Here is a 20,431-nt window from a genome sequence, read left to right as displayed (position 1 = left end):
ATCCCCCTTTACTTCGTCTGTCGCATAATTCGTTATTTACTGCAGCTATGCTGCTAATTTCAAATAAATTTGTTTGTTGGGCTTCAAATAGCCTATGCGAACTCCTATATGGCATCTAAAGTTGACTAAAAGTACCTCCATAGGGGCTTTTAGTTCCCTGAGATTGGTTTTCCTGCACATTTTTCCTATGTTAAACGCAATGGCAAAGAAGGCAAAGTCCATATTGACCTTGTCTTTCCCAAAATGTCCAAACCGCTTGTAGGCTTTGTTATATTCTGTTTGTCCAAAAACAGCTTCTGGTTCCATGCACCTTTGTCCTCGATGCCTGATGCCTTCCTTGGAGGTCAGTAGTTCCCGTGCCTTTTGTTCATATTGCTGTAGCTGGTGGTTTACTTCTATGGTCCTGTTTCCTCTTGCCTTGAAGCATAAGCCTCTCAGCGGACAGCCCTCTCAGCGTTCTGCCTGATAACGTACGCTGTAAGTAACGAATCCATTGGAGTTGATGGAACGCTTCATACCAATACGCCTCATGTGCTGTCCCATCGGACAGACGTGGAAATCCTGTTCCTTGTCATAATAAAGACCTGCAGGACTGAAGGGATTAGGTGTATAACGTGGACGCTGCTCTTTGTGGAAGTAGTTGTATTTTACGTAAGCTTCAATATTATGTGTGTCCATGAACAGATAGTTCTCCTCGGAACCATACCCCGAATCGGCTACGACTGTCTTGGCATAATGATTGTAACATGAGTTGAAAGACTCCAGGAATGAAGGTAGTGTGAGTGTATCGGTACGATTGGCATAGAGTGCAAAGTCGGTGATGAACTGGTTCTCCGTTGCTATCTGCAGATTATATCCCGGCTTGGTTTGTCCGTTCCGCACAGCATCCTCCTTCATATGCATAAACGTGGCATCAGAGTCAGTCTTGCTGTAAGAACTCCTCTCGCCCATAATCTCAAGGTGCTGGTCGTACTCCTGGAGTTTGTTACGTTTCTTCTCAAGCTCCTTAAGCTGTTTCTTCTTGGCTCTTATAGCCTGCTTTTCTTCTTTTGTCTCAGGCTCAGGGACTGATTCCAAAGACTTGTTCAACTCCTCGGATATCTCACTGAGCAGGTCTGCGGTGAACCCGACACCTTCTTTCTTTGCTGCATTGTCCTGCGCTATGACATCGTCAACCTGAAGCAGGAGTGTGCGTATTTGTTCCTGCAACCTGGCACGGTTCTTCTCTCTACGGTTTTTCTCCAAACGAAAGTATACTTGTTGGCTTTCGATTCTATCTTTGTGCCATCAATATATTCAACGTCAAGACTTATCAGACCTTTGGCTGCAAGTATCAATACGACCTGTGTGAAGATATTGTTGATTTCCTTTTTCACACGATTGCGAAAACGGTTGATGGTAGCGAAGTCGGGCTGTTCATATCCTGCCAGATAGATGAAATGGACATCTCGCTTGAGAAGCGACTCCATGCGACGGCAGGAATAGATGTTGTTCATATAGGCATAAAGAACTACCTTAAGCATCATTTGCGGATGATATGGATTACGTCCACTGGGCTTGTAGAGCTTGTAAACATTATCCAACATAAGGTTATCCACCAAGGCATTCAGAAGACGAACAGGGACATCTTCTGCAATATCCTTATCAATTCTTTGAGGAAAAAGAATCATTTTATTGTGTATGTAAGAACGAAAGTGTACCTTTGCCATAATGAGATTTTTTTGTATGCCTAAAGGTACAAAAACTTTAGGAAATAGCAAAGCCCTGGCTTGAGAAAGTCGGGGCTTTGTACATAAAAAAGAGGATGTGTACATTTTGACACACCCTCTTTGAGTAAGTGTATTTCTTATGTTGATTATGGATGGAATCCAAGTGTCTTGTTACAGTCCTATTAGGGTTGACTGGATAGTTGGTAAACTTGTATTTTACCAACCGATAGGTCACTCTATAACTTGAATGTTACTAATTCTTATCCTTGCAGGTAGGGCACGAATGCTCATTTTTGCCAAGTTTCTTGTAATACTCCTTGCGTTTAGGATTCATAGGGAACCAACCTTTGAGCACCCGTTTCTCTTGTGAGAAGAGCTCTCCAATCCCCCAAAGTAATGAAGCACCGAGGACACCGAGAAGAGCCGACCAGAAAATACTCTGTACAAACAAGGCTGCAACACAGCATGCAATGCCGGAAACAAGCCATACCCACCAAGGTCTTGTACCGAAATAATACTCTGTTTTTATTACTAACGGATGACAAAGTCCGATAATCAAGAACGTACCTACAGCGAGAAGGATGCCTTCAAAATTCAGTTCCATTTCTGTCTAAGTTTTAAGATTAAATCTAATTCAATATTGAGGGAAAAACTCCAGAGCATATTGCTTTCTGCAAAATTTCTGGTTTAAGTAGGTGCAAAAATACAAAAAAATCTCTACTTGGAAGTGAGTTTCTCAGAATAATTGATTACATTTGCAGATACAAGTATTAAATAAGAAAAACTTAAATTATGGACAATAATCAGACACTTATCGCACAATGCGAAGGAAAAGCAAGACAGTGGTTGTCTCCTGCTTTCGATGAAGAGACCCGTTCAGCCGTTGAGGCTATGATTAACAATGAGGATAAAGCAGACCTTATTGAAAGTTTCTATAAAGATTTAGAGTTCGGAACAGGTGGACTCCGTGGTATTATGGGTGCAGGCTCTAACCGCATGAATATCTATACCGTTGGTATGGCTACTCAGGGGTTTGCCAATTATCTGAAGATTAACTTCAAGGATAAGGAGCAAATCAGCGTTGTTGTTTGCCACGACTGCCGTAACAATTCACGTCTCTTTGCTGAGACTGTTGCAAACATCTTCTCTGCTAATGGCATTAAGGTGTACCTCTTCGAGGACCTCCGTCCTACTCCAGAGTGTTCATTTGCAGTACGCTACTTGAAGGCACAGGCTGGTGTGAACATCACAGCAAGTCATAACCCACGTGAGTATAACGGTTATAAGGCTTACTGGGATGATGGTGCACAGGTACTTGCACCACATGACAAGGGCATTATCGACGAAGTAAACAAGGTTAAGGTTGAGGATGTCAAGTTTGAGGGAAACAAGGAACTGATTGAGATTATCGGTGAGGATATAGACAAGGCTTACCTTGAGCAGGTAAAGACCATCAGTATAGACCCGCAGGTAATTAAGAACCAGCACGATTTGAAGATTGTCTATACTCCTTTGCACGGTGCAGGTCGCGTAATGATTCCACGCTCATTAGAGTTGTGGGGCTTTGACAATGTTCATTGCGTGAAGGAGCAGATGGTAAAGGATGGTAACTTCCCGACCGTTGACCGTCCGAATCCGGAGATAGCAGAGGCTTTGACACTCGGTCTACGTGACGCAAAGGCACTTGACGCTGATATTCTGATGGCTTCCGATCCTGATGCTGACCGTGTAGGTATGGCTTGCAAGAACAGCGATGGCGAGTGGGTACTGATTAACGGTAACCAGACTTGTCTGCTTTTCCTGTGGTATATCATCACCAATCGTCAGGCTGTAGGCACGATGAAGCCAACAGACTTCATCGTGAAGACCATCGTAACAACAGAGGTTATCCGTAAGATTGCTGAGAAGCAGAACGTAGAGATGCGAGATTGCTACACTGGTTTCAAGTGGATTGCACGTGAGATTGCAATCTCAGAGGGCAAACAGCAGTATATTGGTGGTGGTGAGGAAAGCTATGGTTTCCTTGCGGAAGACTTTGTTCGTGATAAGGATGCTGTTAGTGCTTGTTCTTTATTGGCTGAGATTTGTGCATACGCAAAGGATCATGGCAAGACATTGTATGATATTCTTATGGATATCTATATGGAGTATGGCTATAGCCATGAATTCACCATCAACGTTGAACGTCCGGGTAAGAGTGGTGCTGACGAGATTCAGCAGATGATGAAGAACTTCCGTTCTAATCCTCCGAAGGAGCTTGGCGGTAGTGTCATCGACTTTTGTAAGGACTTCCAGAGCCTCGAGATTACAAAGGCTGACGGCTCTAAGGAGAAGATGGATATGCCTGATACAAGCAATGTTCTCCAGTGGTTCTGCACAGATGGAACTAAGGTGAGTGTACGCCCATCAGGTACTGAGCCAAAGATTAAGTTCTATCTTGAGATTAAGGATACAATGAACTCAGCTTCTGATTTCCCTGCTTGCGAGCAGCGTGTAGGTGCAAAGATTGAGGCTATCAAGAAGAGCCTGGGTTTGTAATTGTCTGTTCTTAGCCTTTGATAATATTTGAGAGGGCTTGATATTATAAATTAAAACAGGAGTTTCTATAATGTTTTTTTTGTGGAATTCCTGTTTTTTGTGTTCTACGCCTTTTTATATATAAATCTTTGGATAGCTTTTAGTCTCTTTTAGTGGGCTACGCTATTTGATATTTTAGCCTTTCAAGGCATAGATTATTTAGTTCCTTTAAATGAAAAAGAATGATATAATTTCAATTATTCAAGATAATGATATTTCCGAATATTATTCCTTGAAGCATTTAGGTATTGAAGGTTATGCTTTTCCAGACCATGAAGCACTTAAAATAGTGCAACTATGCAAACTTTTATCGATTCCAATCTTAGGTGGTGATGTATATAGTTGGAATGATTCTACAATAAAGGGCTTAGATGACACTTGGTATTATGATAGAACTCCAAGTGAGTCATATTACAATTATGTGCAAAACAGTTGTAATAAATCTGAATCTTACATAAAGACTTACAAAAATCATTCTTGTGATAGGACCTTATTTTCCTTTGTCATAGAAGACCAATTAGAATAATCGAATACATTTCGAAAAGGCAATGCAGTTTTTGGTTGATAAGTTGGTTCAGGCACAGTTGCGGAATGAAAGTTAAAGTAGAATCTGAACGCAGAGTTGAGAAATATCATTCTGTGTGGTGGTAACTATTCAGCGATAACCAAATATATACAGTGCATATCAATTTATCAAACCTTAAATAAGGCTTGAATCGCATTATATGGAGTTTTGTCGTGTTTCTTAGCTGTTTCTACAATCGAATGAAGTTCAAGAAAAGCGTCTGCTCCGAAGTCGGAACGAAATGTACAGGAGTTCTTCAGTTTGATTTTCAGCTTGCGTATTCCCCGTTCGCTTCCATTATTGTCAGAGGGTATCATCGGATTTTCAAGGAAACTGAAAATGTAGTCCCTGCATTTGACCAGGCCTTTTTTGAACGTAATGAACTTTTTACCAAGCCCCTCTATATTCTGTTTGAGCAGATTGTCTAAACGTTCAATCCATGACACCTTGTCTATGACGTCGTTCGGATTGGCGTTCCGCTCGTGAATGGCTTCACGGAACAGACTGGTTACTTTCCCGGACCACTCCTGCTCGGTGTTCAACTCTGAAAGATATTGCAATTCGCGAAGCAAGTGGGCAAGACATACCTGATGATTGAGGAAACGGAGTGCAAAGTATGCGCTATGGCGGTCGGTAACGGCAGTCATTCGTTCCAGGCTATCGCCAAATTTGTCTGCTAATACCTTCGACCCTCTTCCATTAGCACGGAAAAGCAATGTGTAATAAATAGTCTGTGCAATCCATGCCCAATCGAGTCTTTTGTTACAGTACAAGCCACTCTCATCGAAACCAACTACTGCTGATGACTTGATATATTCTTTAATCTCCTTAATTCCGCAGCATTATTTCTTGTGAGAAATCCAAGTGCCAGAGAAACAAAGTCCTCAAAACACTTGGATATGTCAGAATTTTCACCTATCTTAGTGCAACAAACATAACAAGCAAGCAAAAATCTGACATGACAAAGGTAGCAATTAAAAACGAGAATATCACTTCCTTCGGAGGAATTTATCACATCATGGACGTTTTTTCAAAGTTGGGCTTTGAAAAACTTACCGAATCCGTGTTGGGCAGATGCGGATGCAGCGGCAAGGCATTCAGCCATGGAAGCATTCTGGGCTCTCTCTTCTTCAGCTGCCTTTGCGGTGGGGATTGTCTTGAGGACATCAATGCGCTTACAGGACAGTTCAGGCAGAGACCTGCTACGCTGTTACCCTGTGCCGACACCGTGGGGCGCGGACTGAAGGAGCTTGCCGAAGAGAATATTGTCTATAAGAGCGAAACCTCTGGCAGGTCTTACAGGTTCAACACTGCAGAGAAGCTGAATACCTTACTTTTACGGATGATACGGAGAATGGGGCTTATAAAGGGTTCTTCCGTTAAATGTGTGGACACTTTTCGTATAGCTTTAACGGAAGAACTGGAGTTGTTCATTAAATAAAACATAGTCAAGAGACTGTCTTGGCTACCTACTTTATTATCATCCTCCGATGCAGAAAACCTTTTCATACCAATACTTTGAAACAGCAGGCAGCAGATTGAAAAATCATGACATAATTTCGGATAAAATACCTACAGATAAAGGCAATAACACGCATAAAAAGCAAGTTTGCAACCTGCAGAAAATCCGTTAGTTATAGGGTCATGTAAGAAAAGGTGCTTAATTGGACTTCAAAAGGGCGTTAGTTAGACCTCAAAAGGGTGTCTATTGCAAGTCAATTGGGCGTCTTTTCAAAGCCAAGAGACCATGTATTGGTTTTGGGTTGCATGAAAATAGTTTACAAATAGCGGTTAGTATGGGAATAAGTTGTTTGTAGAAGACGGAAGGGCATAGTAAGTATTTGCCTTTTCTGCATTCTTATCTTGCACTTTATCCTTTTTTGTGAGACCGTCTGATTTTGGATAGTCATACCATACAGGTGTATAAGCCTTTGGTTCTGTTTCCAATCTACGCATTTCAAATATCGCCATGACACCATCCATGTTGATGGGAAGGAATTCCCTATATTTGACTTCCGTCACGAACGGAGTTGGAGGCACTTGGACATGTGGCAGTACAAGACGATTCTTGAAGCCCGAGTCCCCCGATACCGGGATGGAGACGGAATCAAGAGCGTCCCCGTTCCGTGGGCAATGCCGAACTCCCGGCTGTCTTGGTTGATGGAAAAAAAACGGTAGAAACATTACTGTCCACCAAGAATCAGACAAAGACTGCACGTCTTCTTCGCCTGTCCTTTGACCAAGTACATGGAGTGATGCAACGAGCTGTTGAACGGGGATTGAATCGGCGTGACGACAGGCACATCCATGAGCATGTCTGTATGGATGAGAAGTCAATCCGACGGGGGCATGAGTATGTGAGTATGCTCTATGACGGAGATACAGGAAATGTCATCGAAGTAGAGGGCGGGCGCACCAGGAAAAGTGTTGAGAATCTGTGCACCAAGGCTTTCACTGAAGAGCAAAGAGCAGGTGTGAAGACCGTATGCACGGACATGTGGGACGCCTTCATTGACGGAGCGAAGAAGTACTTCCCTAACGCCAGCCACTGCCACGACATGTACCACTGTGTCACCTATCTGAACGACGCCGTTGACAAAGTTCGCAAACGTGAGGTCAGGCACTTCCCGGAACTGAGACACACCAAATATTTGTGGTTAAAGGACCAGTCCAAATATACCACCAACGACCAGGCTCGTTTCAACAAGCTTGAAGATGCGGAATATGAGGTTTCGCAGGCTTGGAAAGTCAAAGAACTCTTTCGTGACCTCCTACATCTCAAGTACCATGGTGACATGGAAGCTTACGGAATGTTGCTGCGCCGGATGGATGATGCATTGCGGTACAACATAGAGGAAATCAACGGGGTGGTCTTCATGTTCAAGAGACACCTTAAAGGCATTGTCAGAGCCATGGTCACAGGTGCAAATAACGGCAAAGCCGAAAGAACCAACGGCTCCATTCAAGAGATAAAGACCATCGACAGAGGATATGGAACTGCCGAGAGATACAGGATTGCTATTCTATTTTTCTACGGTGGGCTAGACATAAGTTAATTCACACTAAATCCAGCAGAACCCTTTTTGCTTCTGTATCCCAATTCTCATACCTGATGGAATCTGCATACAATTTCCCTTTTTCACCACGCTTTATACCCACATAGGCTACTTTTCTATCCCCTAAATTAGTCATGATATCCCTGCGAGTTCTCTTATTAATTTTGCCATTTGCTACAGCATTATTCACTCGTGTCTTAACAAAGTTTTCAGGATCCATTTGAGCTTCAGAAAGATTATATTTGCCTACTGTCGAAGACTTCACCTCAAAAGCATCATATTTCCCTGTACTTGGACTCTTGGCAAGCACATCAATACCGTTGTTAGAGCCGTACTTTACGTCTATAATCTCATAACCGTTCTTTTTAAGGTCATTAATTACAGCTTTCTCACCAATATCTCCCACAGCATGCCCGAATGGTCGTAAGCCAAATATATCATACCAGTTGTTAGGACTTCCAACATACGCATATAGTGTCGGATTTCCGCCCACCAATCCTATCGGGTCCTGGCTGATATAGGTTCCAGTATTCGGTTCATAATAGCGGAAGCGGTTGTAGTACAGCCCCGTCTCAATGTCCTCATACTGACCCTGGTACTTAAACGGAATGAAGGAGGATTTATTGTTGGCCGTCCTCTTCCTGCCGAAGATGTCAAGCTCCTGCTCCCATACCTTGTTGCCGTTATTGTCAAATGCCTGCAGGGGAGTGCCGAGGTAATCTGACACGATGGAGAAGCTCTCGCCGTTGGCAGCGAGCTTGGCAGCAGGAATAAACGTGTTCTGCTCAAAGAGCCAGGTGGTGACATCAGCCTTTCCGGCATCAGCAGCAATTTCCTGCCACTCGTGCAGCGGAACATTGCCGTCCCACACGAAGTGAGTAGTGACACCCTCATAGGTTTTCTCGGTCCGCCTGCCCAGCGCATCGTATGCGAATGACACTTCCTTGCCGTCAGGACGGACGACCCTCGACAGCATACCGTCACTCTGCCAGTCATAACGCCAGCCTGCACCAAAGGCACGGAAGGTTATGCCGAGCTCCTCCTCCAGGTGCGCCTTCTGTCCGCCAAGCGGAACGGACACACCGGTCCAGTCCAGCGTCCTGAACTCCTTGAACACGAGGTTGCCCTCGCAGTCATAGTGATAGAAGTAGTCACGGTCTTCCGCCAGCCTGCTGCCCGTGCCATACTTACGGTCATCCTTCTCACGTGTCTCAAAGAGGTTGCCGATACGGTCAGGAATACGGTAGATACGCTCCACGTCATTCCCCTGCCTGTACTCGGCGGAAAGAAGATTGTCGAACTCATCATAGTCATAGCGGACCCGGCGACCCGTAAGACCGTCCTCGGTTACGTGAAGCCGGTTGTAATACCATAAGCATACAATACTTATTTTATCAGGTGGCTTATTTCTTCTAGTACAATACGATATTATCTATTTAAAAGAACCCGCATAGGAAAGTATGCTGTTAAATATTGGACTGCTATAAAATTAGATCCATCTTCTAGTTGATTTTAGATTAGAATAAAATTCAATGTCCTGCTGTACGATTGTTTGTGTAAGCAACAATCGATTTAGTATTTCTTCAGAAATCACCTCGTCCTCTGCGCACCCGGTATTCTTTGCTAAGAGCACAAGTGCTTCCTTGATTAGAGAGCTTTTGTTGGAAACAGCCATTGTATCATCATGTTTTACATTAACGATCAGTTTCTCTATTAGTTCTTTGTTGAACTTGTTTACACGAAAATCCTCCTCTTCTGAATTAAAGTCTTTGTTATAATAATCTTCTAATATAGATTTTATTCTTTCAATCTCTTTTAGATAACACGTCTCTTCCATTCTAATGATTTCCTCCTTTTTTATGAATTTTATATGCGTCATTAGGAATATCTCCATGAATAAGAACTTCTGAGTCTTTCCTTGCCCACTTTCTTACTGGATTATTAAGAGGGACTCCTGTTTCTGGATTAATCCCATTAGAAACATCACATACTTTCTTTGGGTTTAATTTGTCTGTGTCAATTTCTATAATAGTACTTGACTCTGTCTTCCCTCTTTTAGGGTTTGGACTCGCATAGCGTTCTGCTATTTCTTGTCGTTTTGTCGTAGAGATATATTGCGTTTCTAAGTTTCCATTATCTATATGCTCTTGGATGGAGTAATTAGCAGAGCTGTTCTTTGGCTGAATGGATGTATTATTTAATGCCTGTTCTTCCTGTTTTCCGTTTAGTGCCCTATAAACAATTATGAGCCCTAAAATATCTAGCTCTATATTAGAATTAAAAACATAGCCATATAATGTCGGATTACCACCCGCCAATCCTATCGGGTCCTGGCTGATATAATTACCCGTACTCGAATCATAGTAGCGGAAGCGGTTGTAGTACAGCTCCGTCTCAACATCCTCATACTGACCCTGATATTTAAACGGAATGAAGGAGGAATTATTGTTGCCCGTCCTCTTTCTGCCGAAGATGTCAAGCTCCTGCTCCCATACCTTGTTGCCGTTATTGTCAAATGCCTGCAGGGGAGTGCCGAGGTAATCAGACACGATGGAGAAGCTCTCGCCGTTGGCAGCGAGCTTGGCAGCTGGAATAAACGTGTTCTGCTCAAAGAGCCAGGTGGTGACATCTGCCTTTCCGGCATCAGAAGCAACTTCCTGCCACTCGTGCAGCGGAACATTGCCGTCCCACACGAAGTGAGTGGTCACACCCTCATAGGTCTTCTCGGTCCGCCTGCCCAGCGCATCGTATGCGAATGACACTTCCTTGCCGTCAGGACGGACGACCCTCGACAGCATACCGTCACTCTGCCAGTCATAACGCCAGCCTGCACCAAAGGCACGGAAGGTTATGCCGAGCTCCTCCTCCAGGTGCGCTTTCTGTCCGCCAAGCGGAACGGCCACACCAGCCCAGTCCAGCGTCCTGAACTCCTTGAACACGAGGTTGCCCTCACAGTCATAGTGATAGAAGTAGTCACGGTCTTCCGCCAGCCTGCTGCCCGTGCCATACTTACGGTCATCCTTCTCACGTGTCTCAAAGAGGTTGCCGATACGGTCAGGAATACGGTAGATACGCTCCACGTCATTCCCCTGCCTGTACTCGGCGGAAAGAAGATCGTCGAACTCGTCGTAGTCATAGCGGACCCGGCGACCCGTAAGACCGTCCTCGGTTGCATGAAGACGGTTGCCGATGCCCCAGGTATAGCTGCGGCGGAACTGCTCGACATTGCGTGCACCCACCGACTTGTAGGTCTCACGTCCAAGGCTGTCATGATGCGTCCTTACATGCACTCCGCCTGTAAGTTCACGCTCCGTCTCCAGGCCTACCCTGTCACGCTGCCATCTGGCTGACCATCCTCCGCTGTTCATCCCGCTGAGGTTGCCATCCCTGTCGTGGGCATAGTCAATGCTTGCCCCAAGACTGCTCTCAGTATGCACGTGTCGTCCTGTGCGCTCATACTTGCGCATGATACTGTGTTCGCCCTGTGTCTCCTTCACTATCCGCCCCCCTGTGTCGTGCTTGAAGGCTACTTTCATCTCCTTGTTCTCAGCGCGCAGCAGCTGTCCGTCCCCGTCATAGGCAAAGCGGCTTGTCCGACCGTCATGATGTGTTTCCTGCAGGATATTTCCCACACCGTCATACTCATATTCAGTCTGCCTGCCTCCGGGGCGGACAACCCGTATTACCCTGCCGGCACCATCACGAAGGTACTTACGCTGCAGTCCGTCAAAGCCCGTCTCCTCCACGACACGACCGAGTCCGTCAAGACGGAAGGAATAGCGTTCGCCGCCCTCGTTGATGATCTCATGCAGCTGCAGCTCACCGTCATAACGGAAACGCACATGATGGTCGAACTGTCGCCTGCCGATGAGCGTTCCCAGCGGTCCGTACTCGAACTCCACCTTGCGCAGCCGGTCGGAAGCCATGACAAGGTTGCCCGAGGTATCATAGGAGAACTCGTGCACATTGCCATCCGGTTCCTGCAGGCGTATCAGATTGTCTGCATCATCATAGCCATAGGAAGTCACGTTGCCCTTGACATCCGTTGCCTTGACAAGTCTTTCACGCTCATCATAATCCCATGTACGGTGAATGCCATTCGGGAATACTAGCTGCCGGAGTTCCTGCCGGCTGTTGAACTTGCGTATAAAATTCAGTGTTTAGAATCTGTTCTGTTACATTACCATTTTAAAGAAATTCTTGATTTTGTCAAATGCAACTTATTATTGGATGATTTGAAGAGTGGAGATTTACAATGAGACGACCTCCCACTTGTTTTTCCATCTGGAATATCTTTTTTTGGAATCCAATAACCAGTTTCCCCCTTTCCATAGCAAAGTGTAAATAAACTCTTCTTGCATAGGCTTCTCTCTTTTCGTGGTAATTAACACCTTATTTTCACACTCATTTGTATTAATTATTCTCTCTTCTTCAGGGTCATACTCAAATGAGCCTTCTGCCCCATACGATATAGTGTTAGGACGTCCATTTTGCCTTTTTCTTTCTGTGCAATATTCTGAAAAGATATCAGTAAGCATTTGTTTTTGTAACCTAAACTGCTCTGTTTCGTCAATATCTTCCTCTTCAATCTTATTACATTCTTTTTCCCACGAATTCATTGCTTTAATGAAATTGGAAAGTCTGTTTTTAGCAATTTCAATCTTGTCCATAATTAATTTACATTAATGAGTATTTTTAAACGTTTTCTTAATTCTACTTTTATCTGGTGCAGTTTGCAGTATAAGTTATTTTTGTTGGGCGTGTTCCACCGTTTTTATACTGGAATTTTATTTGAATGTCAGCTTGCCCATGTAAGTCAACGAAATCGACAACACGTCCTTCAAACTGTGCAAACTCACCTCTATTCACATGAAAGTCTTGTGGAAAAACATTTCTCTTTCCACCTGAACCTCCAAGCTGTTTTCCTATCATGTGACCAGCATCATCATCTACATTACCAAGACTTCTTGCATATTTCCTTGATGCAGCGTTTGTATTTGATCCTGTACCTAAATCTGATCTTTTAATTGTCGCTTCCGCTGTTAATACTTCCTTGTTTGCACCCCTTGTAACTGTAGGAATTATAGTGAGTCCTAAAACATCCAAATGTGTATTAATATCGTTTACGTATCCATACAACGTGGGATTATTTCCAGCCAATCCTATCGGGTCCTGACTGATATAGGTTCCTGTATTCGGCTCATAGTAGCGGAAGCGGTTGTAATACGGCCCCGTCTCAACATCCTCATACTGCCCCTGATACTTAAACGGAATGAAGGAGGAGTTATTGCTGCTCTTCCTGCCGAAGATGTCAAGCTCCTGCTCCTTCTCTATAAAATCAGAAATACTTATAAGGGTAGGTCGTGTATAGATCAGGGTGTATGGAATTAACCTCTTTAATAAAATTATCAATCAGAGTCTTATCTACAGGTCCTTGTTTGTCCAACAATTCTTCTAAGTCTTGGTATAAAAAAGCCATTTGTAGAAAATTGCAAAATGAAATGTTTAAACATGTAAACTGGCTAATGTTAGAATATTCCCCTTGATTATGATCATAGAATAACACAAAGTTGTTTTCCCTGTTTATAAACCATTCATCGCCTTGTCCAGAAGTGCCAACTAGCCAAACTTTTTCACTTATATTGCCATAATTAGCTGCCAAATAGCGATTTTCGCATAACGCTTTCTCATATCCAAACACTTCAATGTCAGGTGTAATCTCTATGCCTTCGTATTTTGAGACGAAGGAAAGGTAGAACTTGTCTAATAAGGGTAGCTTATCCAATTTCCGAAGTACTACCTTTCTTTGTTCCATTCTTTCTAATACTTCATATTCCGATAGTTTCCTAAAAATCATAATAAACTCAATGTTTAATGGTTACCAATTCTTTTTACAGCTTCCGAATTATATTTACTGATCCGTTCTTTCCGTGCAAGCTCCCTTAGCCTTGCCTCAAGAAAGGTTTTTGCTTCATTCTTAGATAATTTCATCTTTTCAACCCGATCCAAAATACCAGACCATGTTTTATTCCAATTTTTTCCTGTACGTGAACTATTTGTGTGGATACCAGGCTTCCGAGTATGTTTAGATTTAGGCAGATTATAATAATACTTCGGATTATTTACATCAATATCTGCTATATTTTTAAATCTGCTTGAAAATTCCTCTGGAAAACCATGATGTATATCAGAATGTATATGCTTAGAACCGACATGATTTTCCCATTTTTTTTGCAGTGTAGATGTCGGAGTTTTTGATAATCCCAATAGGTCTATCCACTTATTTGGTTCTCCTACATACGAATATAATGTTGGATTGTCACCTGCTAATCCAATCGGGTCTTGACTAATATAACTTCCCGTCCTCGGTTCATAGTAGCGGAATCGGTTGTAGTACAGCCCAGTCTCAACGTCTTCATACTGCCCCTGGTACTTAAACGGAATGAAGGAGGATTTATTGTTTCCCTTCCTCTTTCTGCCGAAGATGTCAAGTTCCTGCTCCCATACCTTGTTGCCGTTATTGTCAAATGCCTGCAGGGGAGTGCCGAGGTAATCAGACACGATGGAGAAGCTCTCGCCGTTGGCAGCGAGCTTGGCAGCTGGAATAAACGTGTTCTGCTCAAAGAGCCAGGTGGTGACATCTGCCTTTCCGGCATCAGAAGCAACTTCCTGCCACTCGTGCAGCGGAACATTGCCGTCCCACACGAAGTGAGTGGTCACACCCTCATAGGTCTTCTCGGTCCGCCTGCCCAGCGCATCGTATGCGAATGACACTTCCTTGCCGTCAGGACGGACGACCCTCGACAGCATACCGTCACTCTGCCAGTCATAACGCCAGCCTGCACCAAAGGCACGGAAGGTTATGCCGAGCTCCTCCTCCAGGTGCGCTTTCTGTCCGCCAAGCGGAACGGCCACACCAGCCCAGTCCAGCGTCCTGAACTCCTTGAACACGAGGTTGCCCTCGCAGTCATAGTGATAGAAGTAGTCACGGTCTTCCGCCAGCCTGCTGCCCGTGCCATACTTACGGTCATCCTTCTCACGTGTCTCAAAGAGGTTGCCGATACGGTCAGGAATACGGTAGATGCGCTCCACGTCATTCCCCTGCCTGTACTCGGCGGAAAGAAGATCGTCGAACTCGTCGTAGTCATAGCGGACCCGGCGACCCGTAAGACCGTCCTCGGTTGCATGAAGACGGTTGCCGATGCCCCAGGTGTAGCTGCGGTGGAACTGCTCGACATTGCGTGCACCTACTGACTTGTAGGTCTCACGTCCAAGGCTGTCATGATGCGTCCTTACATGCACTCCGCCTGTAAGTTCACGCTCCGTCTCCAGGCCTACCCTGTCACGCTGCCATCTGGCTGACCATCCTCCGCTGTTCATCCCGCTGAGGTTGCCATCCCTGTCGTGGGCATAGTCAATGCTTGCCCCAAGACTGCTCTCAGTATGCACGTGTCGTCCTGTGCGCTCATACTTGCGCATGATACTGTGTTCGCCCTGTGTCTCCTTCACTATCCGCCCCCCTGTGTCGTGCTTGAAGGCAACCTTCATCTCCTTGTTCTCTGCACGCAGCAGCTGTCCGTCCCCGTCATAGGCAAAACAGCTTGTCCGCCCGTCATGATGTGTTTCCTGCAGGATATTGCCCACACCGTCATACTCATAGTCAGTCCGTCTTCCCTCGGGGCGGACAACCCGTATTACCCTGCCGGCACCATCACGAAGGTACTTACGCTGCAGTCCGTCAAAGCCCGTCTCCTCTACGACACGGCCGAGTCCGTCAAGACGGAAGGAATAGCGTTCGCCGCCCTCGTTGATGATCTCGCGCAGCTGCAGCTCACCGTCATAACGGAAACGCACATGATGGTCGAACTGTCGCCTGCCGATGAGCGTTCCCAGCGGTCCGTACTCGAACTCCACCTTGCGCAGCCGGTCGGAAGCCATGACAAGGTTGCCCGAGGTGTCATAGGAGAAATCGTGTACATTGCCATCCGGTTCATGCAGGCGTATCAGATTGTCAGCGTCATCATAGCCATAGGAAGTCACGTTGCCCTTGACATCCGTTGCCTTGACAAGTCTTCCACGCTCATCATAGTCCCATGTACGGTGAATGCCATTCGGGAAGACAAGCTGCCGGAGTTCCTGCCGGCTGTTGAACTTGCGTATAAAATTCAGTGTTTAGAATCTGTTCTGTTACATTACCATTTTAAAGAAATTCTTGATTTTGTCAAATGCAACTTATTATTGGATGATTTGAAGAGTGGAGATTTACAATGAGACGACCTCCCACTTGTTTTTCCATCTGGAATATCTTTTTTTGGAATCCAATAACCAGTTTCCCCCTTTCCATAGCAAAGTGTAAATAAACTCTTCTTGCATAGGCTTCTCTCTTTTCGTGGTAATTAACACCTTATTTTCACACTCATTTGTATTAATTATTCTCTCTTCTTCAGGGTCATACTCAAATGAGCCTTCTGCCCCATACGATATAGTGTTAGGACGTCCATTTTGCCTTTTTCTTTCTGTGCAATATTCTGAAAAGATATCAGTAAGCATTTGTTTTTGTAACCTAAACTGCTCTGTTTCGTCAATATCTTCCTCTTCATTCCTATTACATTCTTTTTCCCACAAATTCATTGCTTTAATGAAATTAGAGAGTCTATTTTTAGCAACTTCAATCTTGTCCATATTTAATTTACATTAATGAGTCTTTTTAAACGTTTTCTTAATTCTGCTCTTGTCTGGTGCGGTTGCAGTATAAGTTATTTTTGTTGGACGCGTTCCACCGTTTTTATACTGGAATTTTATTTGAATGTCAGCTTGCCCATGTAAGTCAACGAAATCGACAACACGTCCTTCAACCTGTGCAAACTCGCCTCTATTTACATGAAAGTTTTGTGGGAAAACATTTTTCTTTCCACCTGAACCTCCAAGCTGTTTTCCTATTATGTGACCAGCATCATCATCTGCATTACCAAGACTTCTTGCATACTTCCTAGATGCAGCGTTTGTATCTGTTCCTGTACCTAAATCTGATCATTTAATTGTTGCTTCAGCTGTTAATGATTCCTTTTTTCTTGAAAGATCAAACTCACATACCTTAATAATACATTAGAGTATCACCATTATTATTGAAACTTAATCTTTTTGCCATTACATGTAATACCATTTATAAAGGCCAAATCTATTGCATGTTTAGAACTGTCAAGAATGTATTCGTATAAATTGTTGTAGTCTTCAAAGTTAAATTCTAAGCTATAAAAACTTTTATCATTCAGTGGTGTGTAGAATGCTTCTTTTACTTTGGAAAGACCATACGAAGCCTGATTATCATCTGGGATAGTAACAGAAATCGAAAATTCAAATTCTTTATCTGAAGGGTAACGTCTTGCTCGTTTAAAAACGCCGATTCCATTTGTAGACCGGAAAGCTACCCATATCAAAAGACTCCAATCCTTTAAATCTTGGATATTGATCCGAGGAATAAGAGAATTTACATACTCATTTAATATTTTCCGTATAGAAACTATATCAACATCCTCGCTTAGCCGAGGAATTTCAATCTGTAGCAACACTTTAACCCAAATGCGGTCATTAGAAAATTTCGCTTTCATTTTGTCAGGAAATTCAAGATGTATGGTAATTGTAATGCGTGAAGTAATATATTTTCTCCAATAACTGATAGCAATTCATAACGCTTTTCTCTCCAAAATCTCTAATTACCGATTTGAGTTTAATATCTACTACAATGGCTTGATAACAGGCAATTTGTCATTATTGAGGTCAAACTTAAAGACCTTATTGTCTGTCAGCGACTTCTGATAAAAGAATTTAGGATACCTCGATGAGCCACTTTGAACACCAACGCCTATAGTTGGATCTTTCTTTAGTTTATTCCTTATGGCATTAAATAGTCTTTTAATCTCTCCTTCAGGTTCTTTAGAAATCAACCGCAATGAAATCAACTCAACTTCGTTTTCATTTGCCCTTCCTCCTATTCCTTCAATAGTTCCCTTGCATACTTCATCATCATAAAAAGAAATACCTGCTTCGTTGTAATCTTTTAAAGAGACAAAGAAAAACAACTTGTCCTCTATACCATCACCAATAACACTTCTATAATTTGCCATATTGAGTTTTGCTGTATAAAAAACATCTTTTGTTTTCTTTTCCCTTAAATATACAACACAATCATACTTCACGACCATATCGTTAATATATGGCACAAACTCAACTAAAGGCATAATAACATTTATATAAGACATAAGCAATTAATGAGTGTCTGTTTTTTTGTTTTTTCTAAAATTCGAATCCCTCCCATAACCTTCAAACGAAACGTCATGTCCATCATTAAGATCATCTTCAAGAGCTAATCGCTCTCTCTTTATACCTGCCTTATCATCATTCAACGTCCTACCAACATTTATATGATAAATACTACCATCTGCTCTTTGGAATGAAGTATCCATTCTTCGATAAGGTTTACTACCATTTGGGGTATTGATAGTTATTTCACTCTTTGACCCGCCACCGATATGAGTAATACCTGGTTTTGATGCTTCTCGATTAATAATTTCTTCTATTTTTGCATTGTGTGCTCCTGTTCCTCTGGGCTTAGGGACCAGGTTTCTTGTATGGAGTCCCATCTTTTTTTGTTTTCCCCATCCATCTTTACCCAGATAATCCAAACGTATCTATACATATTGTTGGATTTTGTACATAAGAATATAAATTATCTCCCTCCGATAACCCTATCGGGTCCTGACTAATGTAGTTGCTAACATATCCGAATAGCAATAGCCCGCCATTAAGTCTTATCGGGTCCTGACTGATATAGGTTCCAGTATTCGGTTCGTAGTAGCGGAAGCGGTTGTAGTACAGCCCCGTCTCAATGTCCTCATACTGACCCTGGTACTTAAACGAAATGAAAGAGGATTTATTGTTGCCCGTCCTCTTCCTGCCGAAGATGTCGAGCTCCTGCTCCCAAACCTTGTTGCCGTTATTGTCAAATGCCTGCAAGGGAGTGCCGAGGTAGTCAGACACGATGGAGAAGCTCTCGCCGTTGCCAGCGAGCTTGGCAGCAGGAATGAACGTGTCCTGCTCGAAGAGCCAGGTAGTGACATCTGCCCTTCCGGCATCAGAAGAGACTTCCTGCCACTCGTGCAACGGCACATTGCCATCCCACACGAAGTGAGTAGCGACGCCCTCATAGGTCTTCTCGGTCCGCCTACCCAGCGCATCGTATGCGAATGACACTTCCTTGCCGTCAGGACGGACGACCCTCGACAGCATACCGTCACTCTGCCAGTCATAACGCCAGCCTGCACCAAAGGCACGGAAGGTTATGCCGAGCTCCTCCTCCAGGTGCGCCTTCTGTCCGCCGAGCGGAACGGACACACCGGCCCAGTCCAGCGTCCTGAACTCCTTGAACACGAGGTTGCCCTCGCAGTCATAGTGATAGAAGTAGTCACGGTCTTCCGCCAGCCTGCTGCCCGTGCCATACTTGCGGTCATCCTTCCCCTAAGCTCCTAAACAAAAGAATATTGTACTAAATAATAGGAGCAAAAAGGGTTAAAGGTCAAGAACCAACAAGTCCTTAAAGATACTCTTGCTATATTCTATAAAACGTTTGTTTATCTTTATATTTTCTATATCTACGATGATAGTACTATCTTGAACAATAAACACACAACTCTTACTTGTCATTCGTACTGACTTACAAGCATTATAACATATATCACCATTACATTCAGCATATAGTCCATTTAAGTCAGCATCTGGATCGTCGTCGTCATCCAACATAATTGGTCTTTGAAACAATATATAATTCTTATAATTATACTTGTCATCTGCAAAACCAACCATATAATAATTGTCCTTACTATTCTTTTTAGCTACGATAGTATTTGCTTTAAATTCTAATTTAAACATATTATATTCTTTAATACTCAGTAAATAAAGGGAAATAAAAGAATAGAATTTACAAAAGTTGTTGATAATCAGATATTAAACGATATTACTCCAAATTCCGTAAGACCCTTCAAGGTCTATGAAACATCAATAACATTCATTGTCGTTGTCCATTCTATAGTGCTATTAGGCTTTTTAAAGCTATTTCTTTAAACATCTCACTATCAAAGTTATATCCTTTAGATTTTAGTTTTTCCTTAATCAAAATCCCTAAATTTATAAATGAACTCTCTAAAAACAATAGAAATTTCTTTTTCGTATCAAGCATTGGTTCAGAATTCCAATAATATCTATCAATACAAAACTCGGAAATAAATTCATTCTTTTTCTGAAAATATCGATATTTTGTTATTCCTGATTTGGAGCAATATTCTGACAGATCTCCACTAATGTATAAATTGATCTTTATCTTGGACAGCCCTTCAAAGGAATTATTTACAAACTGTTTTTTTAGAGATTTCCTCATTTCAATTATTATTTGATGTAGTTTTTTCTCCATCCCAACTTCAGGCACTAGTTGCCCACCTATTACAGAACTTACAATAATTTCCATCTGTCAA

General features: G+C 43.1%; 20 protein-coding genes and 4 pseudogenes. 5 read left to right on the top strand and 19 right to left on the bottom strand.

Annotation, left to right across the window (positions count from 1 at the left end):
* Positions 1 to 45 precede the first annotated feature (45 nt).
* Together ADJ77_RS09895 and ADJ77_RS09890 are read right to left on the bottom strand one after the other, a co-directional pair.
* Positions 46 to 1,709: pseudogene (locus ADJ77_RS09895) on the bottom strand (IS1182 family transposase).
* Positions 1,710 to 1,962: 253 nt separating this feature from the next.
* Positions 1,963 to 2,313 (bottom strand): DUF4491 family protein, encoded by a 351-nt coding sequence (locus ADJ77_RS09890; RefSeq protein WP_025079248.1) that lies wholly within the window; start codon positions 2,311 to 2,313, stop codon positions 1,963 to 1,965.
* Positions 2,314 to 2,501: 188 nt separating this feature from the next.
* Between ADJ77_RS09890 and ADJ77_RS09885 the strand changes: the two genes are divergently transcribed.
* Both ADJ77_RS09885 and imm40 read left to right on the top strand, forming a co-directional pair.
* The gene (locus ADJ77_RS09885; protein ID WP_025079249.1) at positions 2,502 to 4,247 is read left to right on the top strand and encodes a phospho-sugar mutase; all 1,746 of its coding nucleotides are present in this window, start codon (positions 2,502 to 2,504) and stop codon (positions 4,245 to 4,247) included.
* Positions 4,248 to 4,458: 211 nt separating this feature from the next.
* Positions 4,459 to 4,812 (top strand): Imm40 family immunity protein, encoded by a 354-nt coding sequence (gene imm40 / locus ADJ77_RS09880; RefSeq protein WP_025079250.1) that lies wholly within the window; start codon positions 4,459 to 4,461, stop codon positions 4,810 to 4,812.
* 167 nt (positions 4,813 to 4,979) lie between these two features.
* Here the strand turns inward: imm40 and ADJ77_RS09875 are convergent.
* Positions 4,980 to 5,684 (bottom strand): annotated as a pseudogene (locus ADJ77_RS09875) (IS66 family transposase); the annotation flags it as partial.
* 125 nt (positions 5,685 to 5,809) lie between these two features.
* On the opposite strand from ADJ77_RS09875, the pseudogene ADJ77_RS09870 reads away from it, so the two are divergent.
* Positions 5,810 to 6,229: pseudogene (locus ADJ77_RS09870) on the top strand (IS1380 family transposase); the annotation flags it as partial.
* A 413-nt stretch (positions 6,230 to 6,642) separates the two neighbouring features.
* Here the strand turns inward: ADJ77_RS09870 and ADJ77_RS13495 are convergent.
* Entirely contained in the window at positions 6,643 to 6,873 is a 231-nt protein-coding gene (locus ADJ77_RS13495) for a hypothetical protein (RefSeq protein ID WP_082224165.1), read from the bottom strand.
* 24 nt (positions 6,874 to 6,897) lie between these two features.
* Here ADJ77_RS13495 and ADJ77_RS14505 point away from each other — a divergent pair, with 24 nt between their 5' ends.
* Positions 6,898 to 7,029 carry a hypothetical protein gene (locus tag ADJ77_RS14505; protein WP_081784473.1) on the top strand — a complete coding sequence of 44 codons (132 nt, stop codon included), beginning with the start codon at positions 6,898 to 6,900 and terminating at the stop codon, positions 7,027 to 7,029.
* Positions 6,978 to 7,907: an ISL3 family transposase gene (locus ADJ77_RS09860; RefSeq protein ID WP_167336715.1), complete on the top strand. Its 930-nt coding sequence runs from the start codon at positions 6,978 to 6,980 to the stop codon at positions 7,905 to 7,907. The genes ADJ77_RS14505 and ADJ77_RS09860 overlap by 52 nt, the downstream gene beginning before the upstream one ends.
* 1 nt (position 7,908) lies before the next feature.
* Here the strand turns inward: ADJ77_RS09860 and ADJ77_RS14385 are convergent, their stop codons facing one another.
* The 15 genes and pseudogenes from ADJ77_RS14385 to ADJ77_RS09790 form a co-directional block, all read right to left on the bottom strand.
* A complete protein-coding gene (locus ADJ77_RS14385; protein ID WP_050696359.1) occupies positions 7,909 to 9,165 on the bottom strand; it encodes an RHS repeat domain-containing protein in 1,257 nt (418 codons plus the stop codon).
* A 231-nt stretch (positions 9,166 to 9,396) separates the two neighbouring features.
* Entirely contained in the window at positions 9,397 to 9,744 is a 348-nt protein-coding gene (locus ADJ77_RS09850; protein ID WP_050696526.1) for a hypothetical protein, read from the bottom strand.
* 1 nt (position 9,745) lies between these two features.
* A complete protein-coding gene (locus ADJ77_RS09845; RefSeq protein ID WP_082224164.1) occupies positions 9,746 to 11,935 on the bottom strand; it encodes an RHS repeat-associated core domain-containing protein in 2,190 nt (729 codons plus the stop codon).
* A gap of 222 nt (positions 11,936 to 12,157) precedes the next feature.
* Complete coding sequence (locus ADJ77_RS09840; RefSeq protein WP_050696358.1) at positions 12,158 to 12,577, bottom strand: NTF2 fold immunity protein; 420 nt, start codon at positions 12,575 to 12,577, stop codon at positions 12,158 to 12,160.
* A 49-nt stretch (positions 12,578 to 12,626) separates the two neighbouring features.
* The gene (locus ADJ77_RS13485; RefSeq protein ID WP_082224163.1) at positions 12,627 to 13,319 is read right to left on the bottom strand and encodes an RHS repeat-associated core domain-containing protein; all 693 of its coding nucleotides are present in this window, start codon (positions 13,317 to 13,319) and stop codon (positions 12,627 to 12,629) included.
* Complete coding sequence (locus ADJ77_RS09830; protein WP_244148588.1) at positions 13,246 to 13,722, bottom strand: SMI1/KNR4 family protein; 477 nt, start codon at positions 13,720 to 13,722, stop codon at positions 13,246 to 13,248. Before ADJ77_RS09830 ends, ADJ77_RS13485 begins: the two co-directional genes overlap by 74 nt.
* A gap of 56 nt (positions 13,723 to 13,778) precedes the next feature.
* Positions 13,779 to 15,947, bottom strand: coding sequence for an RHS repeat-associated core domain-containing protein (locus ADJ77_RS09825; RefSeq protein ID WP_082224162.1), 2,169 nt, complete (start codon positions 15,945 to 15,947; stop codon positions 13,779 to 13,781).
* Between the two features lie 222 nt (positions 15,948 to 16,169).
* On the bottom strand, positions 16,170 to 16,589 hold the full coding sequence (locus ADJ77_RS09820) for an NTF2 fold immunity protein (protein ID WP_050696355.1): 420 nt from the start codon (positions 16,587 to 16,589) through the stop codon (positions 16,170 to 16,172).
* Positions 16,590 to 16,601: 12 nt separating this feature from the next.
* Positions 16,602 to 16,862 (bottom strand): annotated as a pseudogene (locus ADJ77_RS14500) (DNA/RNA non-specific endonuclease); the annotation flags it as partial.
* Positions 16,863 to 17,029: 167 nt separating this feature from the next.
* A complete protein-coding gene (gene imm9 / locus ADJ77_RS09815) occupies positions 17,030 to 17,515 on the bottom strand; it encodes an Imm9 family immunity protein (RefSeq protein WP_025079231.1) in 486 nt (161 codons plus the stop codon).
* Positions 17,516 to 17,644: 129 nt separating this feature from the next.
* Positions 17,645 to 18,145, bottom strand: coding sequence for a hypothetical protein (locus ADJ77_RS09810; protein ID WP_234398195.1), 501 nt, complete (start codon positions 18,143 to 18,145; stop codon positions 17,645 to 17,647).
* Positions 18,146 to 18,172: 27 nt separating this feature from the next.
* Positions 18,173 to 18,547: a hypothetical protein gene (locus ADJ77_RS09805; RefSeq protein ID WP_154663395.1), complete on the bottom strand. Its 375-nt coding sequence runs from the start codon at positions 18,545 to 18,547 to the stop codon at positions 18,173 to 18,175.
* Positions 18,548 to 18,572: 25 nt separating this feature from the next.
* The gene (locus ADJ77_RS14440) at positions 18,573 to 19,334 is read right to left on the bottom strand and encodes an RHS repeat domain-containing protein (RefSeq protein ID WP_025079234.1); all 762 of its coding nucleotides are present in this window, start codon (positions 19,332 to 19,334) and stop codon (positions 18,573 to 18,575) included.
* A 138-nt stretch (positions 19,335 to 19,472) separates the two neighbouring features.
* The gene (locus ADJ77_RS09795; RefSeq protein ID WP_025079235.1) at positions 19,473 to 19,832 is read right to left on the bottom strand and encodes an Imm10 family immunity protein; all 360 of its coding nucleotides are present in this window, start codon (positions 19,830 to 19,832) and stop codon (positions 19,473 to 19,475) included.
* 154 nt (positions 19,833 to 19,986) lie between these two features.
* A complete protein-coding gene (locus ADJ77_RS09790; protein WP_025079236.1) occupies positions 19,987 to 20,424 on the bottom strand; it encodes an Imm12 family immunity protein in 438 nt (145 codons plus the stop codon).
* Positions 20,425 to 20,431 lie beyond the last annotated feature (7 nt).

This window comes from Prevotella fusca JCM 17724 (genome assembly GCF_001262015.1).
Classification (GTDB): domain Bacteria; phylum Bacteroidota; class Bacteroidia; order Bacteroidales; family Bacteroidaceae; genus Prevotella; species Prevotella fusca.
This window is presented reverse-complemented; position numbering and strand designations above follow the sequence as displayed.